This is a genomic window from Streptomyces sp. SDr-06 (assembly GCF_003324565.1).
GTDB lineage: Bacteria > Actinomycetota > Actinomycetes > Streptomycetales > Streptomycetaceae > Streptomyces.
This window is the reverse complement of record NZ_QOLA01000005.1, coordinates 107744-121327: the sequence shown is the minus strand read 5'-3', so window position 1 is coordinate 121327 and position 13584 is coordinate 107744. Positions and strand designations below refer to the sequence as shown.

13 protein-coding genes are annotated in these 13584 nt (G+C 72.6%); 5 read left to right on the top strand and 8 right to left on the bottom strand.

Going from position 1 to position 13584, the window contains the following annotated elements; translation table 11 throughout:
- Positions 1-85: 85 nt before the first annotated feature.
- On the bottom strand, positions 86-781 hold the full coding sequence (locus tag DT019_RS13510) for a uridine kinase (RefSeq protein ID WP_114037254.1): 696 nt from the start codon (positions 779-781) through the stop codon (positions 86-88).
- A gap of 66 nt (positions 782-847) precedes the next feature.
- Here DT019_RS13510 and DT019_RS13505 point away from each other — a divergent pair, with 66 nt between their 5' ends.
- Positions 848-1261, top strand: coding sequence for a hypothetical protein (locus tag DT019_RS13505; protein WP_114037031.1), 414 nt, complete (start codon positions 848-850; stop codon positions 1259-1261).
- Between the two features lie 55 nt (positions 1262-1316).
- On the opposite strand, the gene DT019_RS13500 is transcribed toward DT019_RS13505, so the two are convergent.
- From DT019_RS13500 to deoC, 3 genes are read right to left on the bottom strand one after another with little or no spacing between them, the layout of a single operon-like run.
- Complete coding sequence (locus tag DT019_RS13500) at positions 1317-2210, bottom strand: aldehyde dehydrogenase family protein (protein WP_114037030.1); 894 nt, start codon at positions 2208-2210, stop codon at positions 1317-1319.
- Entirely contained in the window at positions 2203-3639 is a 1437-nt protein-coding gene (locus DT019_RS13495; RefSeq protein ID WP_114037029.1) for an aldehyde dehydrogenase family protein, read from the bottom strand. The genes DT019_RS13500 and DT019_RS13495 overlap by 8 nt, the downstream gene beginning before the upstream one ends.
- Positions 3640-3644: 5 nt before the next feature.
- A complete protein-coding gene (gene deoC / locus DT019_RS13490) occupies positions 3645-4601 on the bottom strand; it encodes a deoxyribose-phosphate aldolase (protein WP_114037253.1) in 957 nt (318 codons plus the stop codon).
- 245 nt (positions 4602-4846) lie between these two features.
- Here deoC and DT019_RS13480 point away from each other — a divergent pair, with 245 nt between their 5' ends.
- The 3 genes from DT019_RS13480 to DT019_RS13470 all read left to right on the top strand — a co-directional run bounded on the left by DT019_RS13480 (position 4847) and on the right by DT019_RS13470 (position 7313).
- Positions 4847-5962: a hypothetical protein gene (locus tag DT019_RS13480; protein WP_189389504.1), complete on the top strand. Its 1116-nt coding sequence runs from the start codon at positions 4847-4849 to the stop codon at positions 5960-5962.
- 65 nt (positions 5963-6027) lie between these two features.
- Positions 6028-6639 carry a class F sortase gene (locus DT019_RS13475; protein ID WP_114037027.1) on the top strand — a complete coding sequence of 204 codons (612 nt, stop codon included), beginning with the start codon at positions 6028-6030 and terminating at the stop codon, positions 6637-6639.
- A gap of 38 nt (positions 6640-6677) precedes the next feature.
- Positions 6678-7313: a PH domain-containing protein gene (locus tag DT019_RS13470; protein ID WP_114037026.1), complete on the top strand. Its 636-nt coding sequence runs from the start codon at positions 6678-6680 to the stop codon at positions 7311-7313.
- A 6-nt stretch (positions 7314-7319) separates the two neighbouring features.
- On the opposite strand, the gene DT019_RS13465 is transcribed toward DT019_RS13470, so the two are convergent.
- From DT019_RS13465 to DT019_RS13450, 4 genes are all read right to left on the bottom strand, one after another.
- Complete coding sequence (locus tag DT019_RS13465; protein ID WP_114037025.1) at positions 7320-8543, bottom strand: glycosyltransferase family 39 protein; 1224 nt, start codon at positions 8541-8543, stop codon at positions 7320-7322.
- Positions 8544-8723: 180 nt separating this feature from the next.
- A complete protein-coding gene (locus tag DT019_RS13460; protein WP_114037024.1) occupies positions 8724-10385 on the bottom strand; it encodes a phospho-sugar mutase in 1662 nt (553 codons plus the stop codon).
- A gap of 25 nt (positions 10386-10410) precedes the next feature.
- Entirely contained in the window at positions 10411-11232 is an 822-nt protein-coding gene (locus DT019_RS13455; RefSeq protein WP_114037023.1) for a purine-nucleoside phosphorylase, read from the bottom strand.
- Between the two features lie 232 nt (positions 11233-11464).
- Positions 11465-11902 carry a gamma-glutamylcyclotransferase gene (locus DT019_RS13450; RefSeq protein ID WP_100575073.1) on the bottom strand — a complete coding sequence of 146 codons (438 nt, stop codon included), beginning with the start codon at positions 11900-11902 and terminating at the stop codon, positions 11465-11467.
- Positions 11903-12126: 224 nt separating this feature from the next.
- Between DT019_RS13450 and DT019_RS13445 the strand changes: the two genes are divergently transcribed.
- Positions 12127-13566, top strand: a complete 1440-nt coding sequence (locus DT019_RS13445) for an NAD(P)H-quinone dehydrogenase (protein ID WP_114037022.1) — start codon at positions 12127-12129, stop codon at positions 13564-13566.
- The last annotated feature ends 18 nt before the right edge of the window (positions 13567-13584 follow it).

The following is a 13584-nucleotide window of genomic DNA, read 5'->3' as shown; positions in this document are numbered from 1 at the left end:
CACGGGGGGACACGGGGACCGCCCACGGGGGAAACGGGGGAAGCGGCGGGGCCATCGGCCCCGCCGCTTCATTGTGTGCGCGTGCTCAGGCCGCGGCGGCCGTGCGGCAGCGTCCGGCCGCCGCGCCCGCGATCCGGCCGAGCGCCTCCTCCTTGCCGCAGGGGTGGGCGCCGAGCGCGGTCTGGCGGGCGACGATCGCACGCTCGGCGCGCATCAGCCGCCAGCCGCGCCGCAGCAGGAACGCCACCGACTTGCGGCCCTCCTTGAGGTCGCGCAGCAGCCTGCGGCGGAAGGTGGTGGAGGGCCGGCCCCGCAGGCAGATCGCGTCGGCAAGCACCCCGAGCTCCTGGCAGCGGGCCACGATGTCGGCGGCGAAGATGCCCTCCGCGATGAACAGCGGGGTGCGGTCGATGCCGAGCGCGGTGGTGCCGGTGATGGAACTCGTCGCGATCGAGTAGACCGGCACCGCGGTGCGGCCCGTGCGGCACAGGTCGGTGATGGCCCTGATCGCGGCGTCCGCGTCCCAGGACAGCGGGGAGTCCCAGTCGATGTCCGAACTGCCCGCCACCAGCGGCAGGGTCGGGTCGTCACCTTCTTTGTAGAAGTCGTCGAGGCGCAGCACGGGCAGGTCCGTGCGGGCGGCGAGGGACGACTTGCCGGAGCCGGAGGGCCCCGAGAGCAGGACGACGCGCGTCGGAATGGCAGATGAACTCACGGGACACCAGTGTGGGCCATGCACCCGGGAGTGGTACCCCCCGGGGAGGCCGTTGGTATCCAGCATCACATCTCAACTACGCTTCGTGACCGCGCGATGACGCATCCTTCGTACGAGAGTGAGTGGGATCCCATGGGACAGCACGAGGCCCCCGAACCCGCCAGGAACCGGCGCCGCCGGGCGCTGCTGCGGGCCGGGCTCACCGTCACGGCGGCCGGCGCGGCCCTGGTCGGCGCGGGATCGGCCGCCCAGGCCGCGCCGGCGGCCCCCGCGCCCGCGGTGGGCCCGAGCGCGACGGCCACCGACCTCGCGGCCGCCGCGGACGGGCTGACCGGAGCGGTCGGCCACGCGATCGGCCCCGCCAAGGGGCTGCGCCTGGACCCGCTGGCCAACACCGGGGTCGATCCGCTGACCAACGGCGTGGGCACCCAGGTGGCCGACTTCAAGCCGGTGTCGACGGCGATGGCCACGAGCCCGCTGACCAGCGGCGGCGCCCTCAAGGACCTGCCGCTCGTCGACGCGGCGGCACGGCTGCTGCCGGGCTGACGGGCGCATGCGAGGGGCCCCGCCGTCCACTCGACGGCGGGGCCCCTCGCGCGGCTCAGTAGGCGGAGCCGGACGCGCCCAGGGAACCCGTGGGGTGCCAGACCGTCTTGGTCTCCAGGAACGCGGTCAGGCGCTCGGTGCCCGGGTCCGCGGTGAAGTCCACGGCCTTGGCGCGCACCACGCGCTTGAGGTTGTCTGCCGCCGCGATCTCCAGCTCGCGCGCCAAGTCGGCGTCCGCGCCCGTCAGGTCGATCGCGTTGACGTCCTGGTGCGCGGCGAGCGGCGCCGCGATCTCGGCCGTCCTGCCGGACAGCACGTTGACCACGCCGCCCGGCAGGTCGGAGGTGGCGAGCACCTCACCGAGCGAGAGCGCCGGGAGCGGCGCCTTCTCGGACGCGACGACGACCACGGTGTTGCCGGTCGCGATGACGGGGGCGATGACCGAGACCAGGCCCAGGAAGGACGACTCCTGCGGGGCGAGCACCGTCACGACGCCGGTCGGCTCGGGGGTGGAGAGGTTGAAGAACGGGCCCGCGACCGGGTTCGCCCCGCCCACGACCTGGCCGATCTTGTCGGTCCAGCCCGCGTACCAGACCCAGCGGTCGATGGCCGCGTCCACGACCGCGGCGGCCTTGGACTTCGAGAGCCCCTCGGCCTCGGCGACCTCGCGGACGAACTGGTCCTTGCGGCCCTCCAGCATCTCGGCGACGCGGTAGAGGATCTGGCCCCGGTTGTACGCGGTCGCGCCCGACCAGCCGCCGAACGCCTTGCGGGCCGCGACGACCGCGTCCCGCGCGTCCTTGCGGGACGAGAGGGGTGCGTTGGCCAGCCACTTGCCCTTGGAGTCGGTCACCTCGTACACCCGGCCGCTCTCGGAACGCGGGAACTTCCCGCCCACGTACAGCTTGTAGGTCTTGAAGACACTCAGTCGTGCCGGGGAATCAGACATCGAGGTAGCCCTCCAGACCGTGCCGGCCGCCCTCGCGGCCGAAGCCCGACTCCTTGTAGCCGCCGAACGGCGAGGTCGGGTCGAACTTGTTGAACGTGTTGGCCCAGACGACTCCGGCGCGGAGCTTGTTCGCGACCGCGAGGATGCGCGAGCCCTTCTCCGTCCAGATGCCGGCGGACAGGCCGTACTGGCTGTTGTTGGCCTTGGCGACGGCCTCGTCCGGCGTGCGGAAGCTCAGCACCGACAGGACCGGGCCGAAGATCTCGTCGCGGGCGATGGTGTGCGCCTGGGTGACGTTGGTGAAGAGCGTCGGCGCGAACCAGTAGCCCGCCGAGGGCAGTTCGCAGGGGGCGGACCAGCGCTCGGCGCCCTCCGCCTCACCGGTCTCGGTGAGCGCGGTGATCCGGGCGAGCTGCTCGGCCGAGTTGATGGCGCCGATGTCGGTGTTCTTGTCCAGCGGGTCGCCCAGGCGCAGCGTGGACAGGCGGCGCTTGAGCGAGTCGAGCAGCTCGTCCTGGATCGACTCCTGGACGAGCAGGCGCGAGCCCGCGCAGCAGACCTGGCCCTGGTTGAAGAAGATGCCGGTGACGATGCCCTCGACGGCCTGGTCGATGGGGGCGTCGTCGAAGACGATGTTGGCGCCCTTGCCGCCCAGCTCCAGGGTGACCTTCTTCGAGGTGCCCGCCACCGAGCGGGCGATGGCCTTGCCGACGGCGGTCGAGCCGGTGAAGGCGACCTTGTTGACGTCGGGGTGCTCGACCAGGGCCGCGCCCGCGTCGCCGTACCCGGTGAGGATGTTGACGACGCCCTTGGGCAGGCCCGCCTGGCGGCAGACGTCCGCGAAGAACAGAGCGGACAGGGGGGTCGTCTCGGCGGGCTTGAGGACGACCGTGTTGCCGGTCGCCAGCGCCGGGGCGATCTTCCACGCCAGCATCAGGAGCGGGAAGTTCCACGGGATGACCTGGCCCGCGACGCCCAGCGGACGCGGATTCGCTCCGAACCCGGCGTGGTCGAGCTTGTCGGCCCAGCCCGCGTAGTAGAAGAAGTGCGCGGCGACCAGCGGGAGGTCCGCGTCGCGGGTCTCCTTGATCGGCTTGCCGTTGTCCAGGGTCTCCAGGACGGCCAGCTCGCGGCTGCGCTCCTGGATGATCCGGGCGATGCGGAACAGGTACTTGGCGCGCTCGGAGCCGGGCAGCGCCGACCACTTCTCGAACGCCCGGCGCGCGGCCTTCACGGCGCGGTCCACGTCCTCGGCGCCCGCCCGGGCGACCTCGGACAGGACCTCCTCGGTGGACGGCGAGACGGTCTTGAAGACCTTGCCGTCGGCGGCCTCGGTGAACTCGCCGTCGATGAACAGGCCGTAGGACGGCGCGATGTCGACGACCGAGCGCGACTCGGGAGCCGGTGCGTACTCAAACAGGGATGCCATGGTGATCAGTCCACCGTCACGTAGTCGGGGCCGGAGTAGCGGCCGGTCGCCAGCTTCTGACGCTGCATCAGCAAGTCGTTGAGCAGCGAGGAGGCGCCGAAGCGGAACCAGTTGTCGTCCAGCCAGTCCTCGCCCACCGTCTCGTTGACCAGGACCAGGAACTTCACCGCGTCCTTGGTGGAGCGGATGCCGCCGGCCGGCTTCACGCCGACCTGGATCCCGGTCTGGGCGCGGAAGTCGCGTACGGCTTCGAGCAGCACCAGGGTGTTGGGCGGCGTGGCGTTCACGGCCACCTTGCCCGTGGAGGTCTTGATGAAGTCGGCGCCGCCCATCATGCCGAGCCAGCTGGCGCGGCGGATGTTGTCGTACGTCGACAGCTCGTCGGTCTCGAAGATGACCTTGAGGCGGGCCCGGTCGCCGCACTCGGCGCGGACGGCCGCGATCTCCTCGTAGACCTTCAGGTAGTGACCGGCGAGGAACGCGCCCCGGTCGATCACCATGTCGATCTCGTCGGCGCCGGCCTCGACCGCGTCCCGTACGTCCGCGAGCTTGACCGGCAGGGCCGCGCGGCCCGCCGGGAAGGCGGTGGCGACGGACGCGACCTTGACGTCCGAGCCCTTCAGCACCTCCTTGGCGGTGGCCACCATGTCCGGATAGACGCAGACGGCGGCGGTGTGCGGGGTGGTGCGGTCGGTCGGGTCGGGGTGGACGGCCTTGGCGGCGAGTGCCCGGACCTTGCCCGGGGTGTCCGCGCCTTCCAGCGTCGTCAGGTCGATCATCGAAATGGCCAGGTCGATGGCGTACGCCTTGGCCGAGGTCTTGATCGAGCGGGTGCCGAGGGACGCGGCGCGCGCTTCCAGGCCCACCGGGTCGATGCCGGGGAGCCCGTGGAGGAAGCGGCGCAGCGCGCCGTCGGACGCGGTCGCGTCGGCGAAGGCAGCTGCTGGTGCATTGGTGGGCATGGTCACCAGATGAGCATATCTACGCGCGTAGCTGCCTGTACAGCCCTCGCGGCGCAGGTGGTCGGGGGTGAGCTCTGTCACGGGCCCGTGACATGGAGCGGACGCTTCTCGGACAGGTGATCCATAGATTTCTTCTTGCAGCCCCGCCCAGCCTCAACGGCCCCACCCGGCAGAGGAGGCGGCATGCAACCTCTCCCTCCTCATCCCTTCCGGCCACCAGGCCGCCCTGTTTCATGGAGTCGTTCATGTCGACCTACGCCCGCACCCCGCTCCGCGCCGCCATCGCCACCGCCGCCCTCGCCGGAGCCCTCCTCACCCCGGCCGCCGCCTTCGCGGCCACCCCGGCCGGCTCGGCCACCTCCTCCGCCACCCCCTGCCACGTCACCAAGGACGTCGCCTCGGTGCAGCCGTACCTGTTCGTCACGCTCACCAACGACCTGGCGAACGGCCCGAAGGCGGAGCTGCGCAACGACCAGGGCACCGTCGTCGCAAGCGTCGACCGGGCCCACCCCACTGACCTGAGCGCCGGCATCAGGCTCACGGCCGGCACCGGCGGCAAGGCCGTCTTCTTCCAGCGCAGCCAGGGCGGCGACGCCCCCTGGAAGTCGCAGGACTTCCCGGCGCTGCCCAAGACCTGCACCGACCCGGGCGACGCCACGTACAAGCTGGTCAACGGCGAGACGCTCGCGGTGCACCGGTTCGCGACCAACCACTACCGCGCCGAGTTCCTCACCGACGGCAAGGTCGTCGAGATCATGGAGACCGAGAGCGCGGACCACGACGTCGACGCGTACGTCCACGGCATGCACGTCACCCTCAACTCCGGTACGGGCAAGGTGAAGTCGGAGTACATCAGCGGACGCTCCGGCTGCACCGTGACCGAGGTCGTGCCCAGCGTCTTCCGGGACGGGATGTCGGTGAAGCTCACCAACAGCCCCCAGGGCCCCAAGGCCGTGCTGCGCGACAGCTCTTTCGCCACGCTCGGCTCCGCCGACAGCGCCTCGCCGGTCAACGGCGCCGCGGGCCTCCGCATCGACAACGCGGGCACCACCGCACCCAGGCTCGGCCAGCGCACCCAGGGCGGCGGCGCCCCGTACGCCTACACCGCCTTCCCGAAGCTCCCGGCCGGCTGCGCGAGCGGCACCGCCGCCACCGGCCTCGCCACGGCCACCCCCGCCAACGCGCCCACCCAGAACGGCGGTCAGACCACCGTCGTGCCCCAGGGCGCCGTCGCGGCCGGTGCCGAGATCAAGCAGTCCGGTGACGACACGACCGCGCTGGTCGCGGGCGGCGCGGGTCTCGCGGTCGTCGCGGCCGGCGGCTACGTGGCGCTGCGCCGTCGCGCCGCCGCCCGCGTCTGACCCGACCCCCGGGCGGGCCGCCACCTCGGCGGCCCGCCCTCCTCACGGCCCTTCCGGAGCACCCCATGTCCCGCACCCGTGCGGCTCGTTCGGCCGCCGCCGCCCTCTTCGTCCTCGCCCTCGGCGTCTCCGCCGTCGGCTGCGGCTCCGATTCCGCCAGGCCCACCCCGCCGCCGACCGTCTCCGCCGCCTCCAGCGCCCCCGCCGCCAAGGCCCCGGCCGCGCTGCCCGCCTCCAAGCCGGTACGGGTCGAGATCCCGGCGGCCGGGGTCGACGCGAGCCCCATCCTCGACCTCGGGCTCGCCGACGACGGCACCGTCGAGGTGCCCTCCGTCGCCGACGCCGACCGGATCGGCTGGTACGACAAGGGGGTCACCCCGGGCCAGACCGGGCCCGCCGTGCTCATCGGGCACTTCGACACGGTCAAGGGCCCCGCGGTCCTGAAGAACGTCTCCAAGGTCAGGGTCGGGGATGTCGTCTCGGTCGTCCGCGCCGACGGAAAGACCGCGAAGTTCACGGTCCGCGCGCTCGAACAGGTCGACAAGAAGACCTTCCCGACCCAGAAGGTGTACGGCAACACCGACCGTCCCGAGCTGCGGATCATCACCTGCGGCGGCGAGCTGACCGGCGGCCACCGCCCCGACAACATCATCCTGTACGCGGATCTGGTGGCCTGAGCACAACCGGCGCCAGGGGCGTGAGGCAGAATCGGGCCATGACGAGCCCCACGCCGCCCGCCGAGCCGGCCTACGCCGACCGGACCTACCGTTCCGCCCCCGGTATCGCCGGCGGCGCGCTGCTGCTCGTGATCGGCGGCTGGCTCGGCGTCGACGCCGTGGTCCAGGGCCACGGCAACGCCCCCTGGCTCGCGCTCGCCGTGCTGCTGTGCGCGGTACCGCTGGTCGTCGCCTTCAGCTTCCGCCCCGCGGTGTTCGCGAGCGCCGACCGGCTCCTGGTGCGCAACCCGTTCCGTACGATCACCTTGCCCTGGGCGGCCGTCGCGGACGTACGGGCCGGATACTCCAGCGAGGTCTTCGACCAGTCGGGCGGCAAGTACCAGCTGTGGGCGATCCCCGTCTCGCTGCGCCAGCGCAAGCGGGCCGCCCGCCGCCAGGTGCGGGACGCGACGGTCGACGGCCAGATCGGGGTGTCCGTGACGGCCGACGTCACCGACGCCAAGGCGCGCATGGCGCCCGCCGACCAGTCCATCCGGGACCTGCGCGACCTCGCCGAGCAGGGTGCCGCGCGCGAGGGCGCGCAGGGTGTGGTGAGCGTGCGCTGGGCCTACGAGGTCATCGCGCCCGCGATCGCCGGGGCGGTCCTGTTCGTCGCGCTGCTCGCCATCGGCTGAGCGCGCTCACGGCGGGCCCGGCCACACCAGGAGCATGTACGCGCCGAGCCACGCCGAGGACAGGGCGGCGGCGCCGAGCGCCAGGACCGTGACGGTGCGGCGGGCCCGCGCGAGCGCCACCGCGACCGGGAGCAGCAGCGGGAAGCCGGGAACCAGGAAGCGGGCCCGCGGGAAGTAGACGCCGCCGCTGCCGAGGACGACGAACAGCAGGGCGCCCGAGAAGACCAGCAGGGCCAGCGGCTGACGGTCGGCGAGCGAGAGCAGGTACAGCGCGCCGGACAGGATCAGGACCAGGGTGACGAGCACCAGGAACAGCGGCGGCCGGTTCGCGTACACCAGGATCGAGCGGATGTCGCGCAGGGTGCCGACGCCGCCGTCCCACTCGTTGTCCCACAGCTTCTGCACCGCGAAGTAGCCGTCCCAGCGGCCGACCCGCAGCCCCACCCAGGCCACGTACCCGCACCAGCCGAGGGGGGCGAGCAGCCCGCCGAGCACCAGGCGCGGCTCGGGCGCGCGGGTGCGTACGAGCGTGACGAGCGCGGTCAGCGAGACCGCGGCCGCGATCGCGATGCCGGTGGGGCGGGTCAGTCCCGCGAGCGCCGCGAGCGAGCCCGCCCACACCCAGCGCCGGGTGAGCACGCAGTACAGCGCCCAGGCCGTCAGGGCGGTGAACAGGGACTCGGTGTAGCCCATCCACTGGACGATGCCGACCGGCAGCGCGGCCCACAGGACCGTGAGCCAGGTGCCCGTGCGGCGCCCGTGCAGGCGGTCGCCGACGGCGAACACCCCGCAGGCGGCGACCAGCGAGAACCCGATGGCGAGCAGCAGTCCGGCGCTGGCCCGCGAGCCCGGCGTGACGGCGGCGACGGCCTTGACCAGGTACGGGTACAGCGGGAAGAAGGCCAGGTTGTTCAGCTGCGTGGTGTGCAGCGTGTGGACGTAGCCGTGGTCGGCGATGCCCAGGTACCAGTTGGAGTCCCAGGACGTGGCGAGCGTCGGCCAGATGCCGTGGTGGCGCACGTGCGCCCACTTCGCGAGGACGAGCGTTCCGAAGAGGCGGATCGCGAGATAGCCGAGCAGCGCGGGCCCTGCGTACGCGAGGGCGGTGCGCGCCCGCTCCCGCGCCGGCGGTCGGCCGCCGGCGCCGCGTGGCGCCGGGTGGCGGCGGGCGGCGGGGACGGGACGGCGACGGACCGGGGTGGTCGCCGGTGACGGTGCGGTCGGTGGCACGGCGACAGCTCCTTGCTCGGGCACGGCGAGAGGTACGGGTCACCCTTTCTCGCAAGTCCCGCCCGCTCGCCGCACCGCTGCGTCAACTGCCGTACGAAATCACCCGAAAGCAGGACCGGGGCGGTGGTCGCCCGACCACCGCCCCGGCCTTCGCCGCTCGGGCTCCTCGCGCCCCGCCGGTCAGATGCCGGCGGCCGCCGCGAGGTCCTTCTTGATGCCGGCCAGGAGTTCGGCGCCCCTGGCGCGGGCCGCGTCGAGCTCGTCGGCCGAGCCCACCGGGACCACGACCTCCAGGTAGCACTTGAGCTTCGGCTCGGTGCCGCTCGGCCGCACGATCACCCGCGCGCCCTCCAGGTAGTAGCGCAGGCCGTCGGTGGGCGGCAGGGCCTCGGTGCCCTCGGTGAGGTCCTCGGCCCGGGTGACGGCGAGGCCGGCGAGCGAGGTCGGCGGCTGCTCGCGCAGCCGCGCCATCGCGTCCGAGATCACCGTCAGGTCCTCGACGCGGACCGACAGCTGGTCGGTGGCGTGCAGGCCGTGTGCCAGGGCCAGTTCGTCGAGCAGGTCCAGGACCGTGCGGCCCTGCTCCTTCAGGACGGAGGCGAGCTCGGCGAAGACCAGGGCGGCCGTGATGCCGTCCTTGTCGCGCACGCCCTCGGGGTCGACGCAGTAGCCGAGCGCCTCCTCGTAGCCGTAGCGCAGGCCGTCCACGCGGGCGATCCACTTGAACCCGGTGAGCGTCTCCTCGTACCCGAGCCCGGCGGCCTCGGCGATGCGGCCGAGCAGCGAGGACGACACGATCGACTCGGCGAACACGCCGGTCACGCCCTTGGCGACCAGGTGGGCGGCGAGCAGCGCGCCGACCTCGTCGCCGCGCAGCATCCGCCACTCGCCGTCCCGGTCCTTGACCGCGGCCGCGCAGCGGTCGGCGTCCGGGTCGTTGGCGAGGACGAGATCCACCCCGCCGTCCCGGCTCTCGCTGCGGCGGGCCGTGGCGAACGCCAGGTCCATCGCGCCCGGCTCCTCCGGGTTGGGGAAGGCCACGGTCGGGAACGCCGGGTCCGGCTCGGCCTGTTCGGCCACGAGCACCGGCTCGGGGAAGCCCGCCCGCGCGAACGCGGCGAGCAGCACGTCCTTGCCGACGCCGTGCATCGCCGTGTAGACGACGTTCGCGGTACGCGGGGAGCCAGGGGTCAGCACCGCGTCCGTACGCGCCAGGTAGGCGTCCAGGACCTCCTCCCCGAGCACCTCCCAGCCGCTCTCGGGACGCGGCACGTCGTGCAGCGAGGCGACCGCGGCGATCTCGGCGGCGATCTCCGCGTCGGCCGGCGGCACGATCTGCGAGCCGTCGCCGAGGTACACCTTGTAGCCGTTGTCCCGCGGCGGGTTGTGGCTGGCCGTCACCTCGACGCCGGCCACGGCGCCCAAGTGCCTTATGGCGTAGGCGAGTACGGGCGTCGGCAGCGGGCGGGGCAGGACCGTCGCCCGGAGCCCGGCGCCGACCATGACGGCCGCCGTGTCGCGCGCGAAGTCCGCGGACTTGTAGCGGGCGTCGTAGCCGATGACGACGAGGCCGTCGCCCTGGCCCTTCGCCTTCAGGTACGCGGCGAGCCCGGCGGCGGCACGGATGACGACCGAGCGGTTCATCCGCATGGGACCCGCGCCCAGCTCGCCGCGCAGCCCGGCGGTGCCGAACTGCAGCGTGCCGCTGAACCGCGCGGCCAGCTCCGCGGCGTGCTCGGCGTCCGCCGAACTCTCGATGAGCTTGGCCAGCTCATCGCGGGTCTCGCTGTCGGGGTCCTCGGCCAGCCAGGCCTCGGCCCGCGCGATCAGGTCCTGCGTCACGTTGTCAGCCTTTCGCGAGAAGGGATCAGATGCGGTCGAGTACCCGGGTGAGCAGCTCGCCCATGCGCGCCGCCGAGTCGCGACCCGCCTGGAGCACCTCTTCGTGGTTGAGCGGCTCGCCGGTCAGGCCCGCGGCGAGGTTGGTGACGAGCGAGATCCCGAGGACCTCCGCGCCGGCCTCACGGGCGGCGATGGCCTCCAGCACGGTCGACATGCCGACCAGGTCGCCACCGAGCACGCGGACCATGTTGATCTCGGCCGGGGTCTCGTAGTGCGGGCCGGGGAACTGCACGTAGACGCCCTCTTCCAGGGTCTCGTCGACCTCCTTGCACAGCGCGCGCAGCCGCGGCGAGTACAGGTCGGTGAGGTCCACGAAGTTGGCGCCGATGATCGGCGAGGTGGCCGTCAGGTTGATGTGGTCGCTGATGAGGACCGGCTGGCCGGGGCGCATGCCCTCGCGCAGACCGCCGCAGCCGTTGGTCAGCACGACGGTCTTGCAGCCGGCGGCGACGGCGGTGCGCACGCCGTGCGAGACGGCGGCGACGCCGCGGCCCTCGTAGTAGTGCGTGCGGCCGAGGAAGACCAGCGCGCGCTTGTCACCGATCTTGTACGAGCGGATCTTGCCGCCGTGTCCCTCGACGGCCGGCGGGGGGAAGCCCGGCAGCTCGGTCACGGGGAACTCGGCCTCGGGGGCACCGAGGGCGTCGACGGCCGGCGCCCAGCCGGAGCCCATCACCAGGGCGACGTCGTGGGTCTCGGCGCCGGTGAGCTCGCGCAGGCGCGCGGCGGCGGCGTCGGCGGCGGCGTGGGGGTCCTGGAGCAGGTCCGGGGTGGCAGATGCGTTCACTGAGTCTCTCGCCTCGCGAAGGAACGTCGTCCCGCCCGGTGACTGTCCGGCCGGGTCCGGGGGTTTTCCCCCGGTAAAGAAGAATTACGCGCACGAGCGTAACCGCTGAAGTCCTACGCGCGTAGATGTGCAGGATAACGGACCTGTCCGATCCCTTTGTGGCTTCGCACGAGAGCGGGCTCGCAAACGGGCGAGGCCCGGCCCCCGCACGGGGGTCGGGCCTCGGCGCGGCTCAGCAGGGCCGCTTGCGCAGTTCCATCACATAGTCGTGCGGCGCGCCCGCGGACTCCGCCGCGTCGGCCAGCTCGCCCAGGTACCGGGCCGAGGGCAGACCGCCCTCGTACCCGTTCAGGACGTACAGCCAGGCCGCCTCCTCGCCGTCCAGGGTGTGCACCCGCACCCGCATCCGGCGGTAGATGTCGAGCCCGACCCCCTCCCACCGGTCCATCGACTCCTCGTCGAGCGGCGCGATGTCGTACAGGGCGACGAAGACCTGCGAGCGGGGTGCCTCGACGATCGTCGCGAGGGCGCCCTCCCAGCCCATCTGCTCCCCGCCGAACGTCAGGCGCCAGCCGTTGAGCCAGCCGGTGCCGCGCAGCGGTGAGTGCGGGGCGCGGCGGGTCATCAGCCGCGGATCCAGGTTGCCGGCGTACGCGGCGTAGAGCGACATGGTGACGAGGGTACGACAGTGGCCCGCGGGGGCACTTCGCGCGGCCCGTCCGCACCCGGGCCCCGCCGGATCCCGCCAGGGCGGCCGAATGGCGCCCCCGGGGCGAGGACACTTGAAGCGTGCGGGACAATGAGGTACGTACTGCGTTCCCCCGGGGCCCCGCCCCGGACCCCCGGCCGGGCGGGCAGGCAGGCCGGGATCGACACTACGAGGCGGACTTTTTCGTGACGCGGATCGTGATCATCGGTGGCGGACCGGGCGGATACGAGGCGGCCCTGGTGGGCGCCCAGCTCGGCGCGGAGGTGACCGTCGTGGACTGCGACGGTCTGGGCGGGGCGTCGGTGCTGACCGACTGCGTGCCGTCGAAGACCCTGATCGCGACGGCCGAGGTGATGACCACCTTCGACTCTTCGTACGAGGAGTTGGGCATCCTCGTCGCCGACGACACGCCTCCCGAGGAGCAGTCCGCCCGGGTCGTCGGCGTGGACCTCGGCAAAGTCAACCGCCGGGTCAAGCGCCTCGCGCTCGCCCAGTCCCACGACATCACCGCCTCGGTGACCCGCGCGGGCGCCCGGGTCATGCGCGGCCGCGGCCGGCTCGCCGGGCCGCAGGGCATCGACGGCACCCGCGACGTGATCGTCACGGCGGCCGACGGCACCGAGGAGATGCTCACCTGCGAGGCCGTCCTGATCGCCACCGGCGGAAGCCCGCGCGAGCTGCCCGACGCCCAGCCCGACGGCGAGCGGATCCTCAACTGGACGCAGGTGTACGACCTGGACGAGCTCCCCGAGGAGCTCATCGTGGTCGGTTCCGGCGTCACCGGCGCCGAGTTCGCGGGCGCCTACCAGGCGCTCGGCTCCAAGGTCACCCTCGTCTCGTCCCGCGACCGGGTGCTGCCCGGTGAGGACCCGGACGCGGCCGCCGTCCTGGAGGACGTGTTCCGCCGCCGCGGCATGAACGTCATGGCCCGCTCGCGCGCCGAGTCCGCCAAGCGCGTCGGCGACCGCGTCGAGGTCGCCCTCTCCGACGGCCGCGTCATCAGCGGCTCCCACTGCCTGATGGCCGTCGGCGCGATCCCGAACACCGCGAACATGGGCCTGGAGGAGTCGGGCGTACGCCTCAAGGAGTCGGGCCACATCTGGACCGACAAGGTCTCGCGCACCTCCGCCCCCGGGGTGTACGCGGCCGGCGACGTGACCGGCATCTTCGCGCTGGCCTCGGTCGCCGCGATGCAGGGCCGGATCGCCATGTACCACTTCCTGGGCGACGCGGTGGCCCCGCTGAACCTGAAGACGGTCTCCTCCAACGTCTTCACCGACCCCGAGATCGCCACCGTCGGCTACACCCAGGCCGACGTGGACGCGGGCAAGATCGACGCCCGGGTCGTCAAGCTGCCGCTGCTTCGCAACCCGCGCGCCAAGATGCAGGGCATCCGGGACGGCTTCGTCAAGATCTTCTGCCGCCCGGGCACCGGCATCATCGTCGGCGGCTGTGTGGTCGCGCCGCGCGCCAGTGAACTGATCCATCCGATCTCGATCGCGGTCGACAACAATCTGACGGTCGAGCAGATCGCGAATGCGTTCACCGTGTACCCGTCACTGTCCGGCTCGATCGCCGAAGTGGCCCGTCAGCTGCACACCCGGAAGAAGGCCGGGGAGGCGTAACTTCCCTGGTGGGACGGG

Coding starts and splice junctions, on each gene's coding strand:
- DT019_RS13500 (WP_114037030.1), bottom strand. CDS start 2,210: ATGTCTGATTCCCCGGCACGACTGAGTGTCTTCAAGACCTACAAGCTG.
- DT019_RS13495 (WP_114037029.1), bottom strand. CDS start 3,639: ATGGCATCCCTGTTTGAGTACGCACCGGCTCCCGAGTCGCGCTCGGTC.
- DT019_RS13450 (WP_100575073.1), bottom strand. CDS start 11,902: ATGTCGCTCTACGCCGCGTACGCCGGCAACCTGGATCCGCGGCTGATG.
- DT019_RS13505 (WP_114037031.1), top strand. CDS start 848: ATGGGACAGCACGAGGCCCCCGAACCCGCCAGGAACCGGCGCCGCCGG.
- DT019_RS13475 (WP_114037027.1), top strand. CDS start 6,028: ATGTCCCGCACCCGTGCGGCTCGTTCGGCCGCCGCCGCCCTCTTCGTC.
- deoC (WP_114037253.1), bottom strand. CDS start 4,601: ATGCCCACCAATGCACCAGCAGCTGCCTTCGCCGACGCGACCGCGTCC.
- DT019_RS13470 (WP_114037026.1), top strand. CDS start 6,678: ATGACGAGCCCCACGCCGCCCGCCGAGCCGGCCTACGCCGACCGGACC.
- DT019_RS13510 (WP_114037254.1), bottom strand. CDS start 781: ATGCTGGATACCAACGGCCTCCCCGGGGGGTACCACTCCCGGGTGCAT.
- DT019_RS13480 (WP_189389504.1), top strand. CDS start 4,847: ATGTCGACCTACGCCCGCACCCCGCTCCGCGCCGCCATCGCCACCGCC.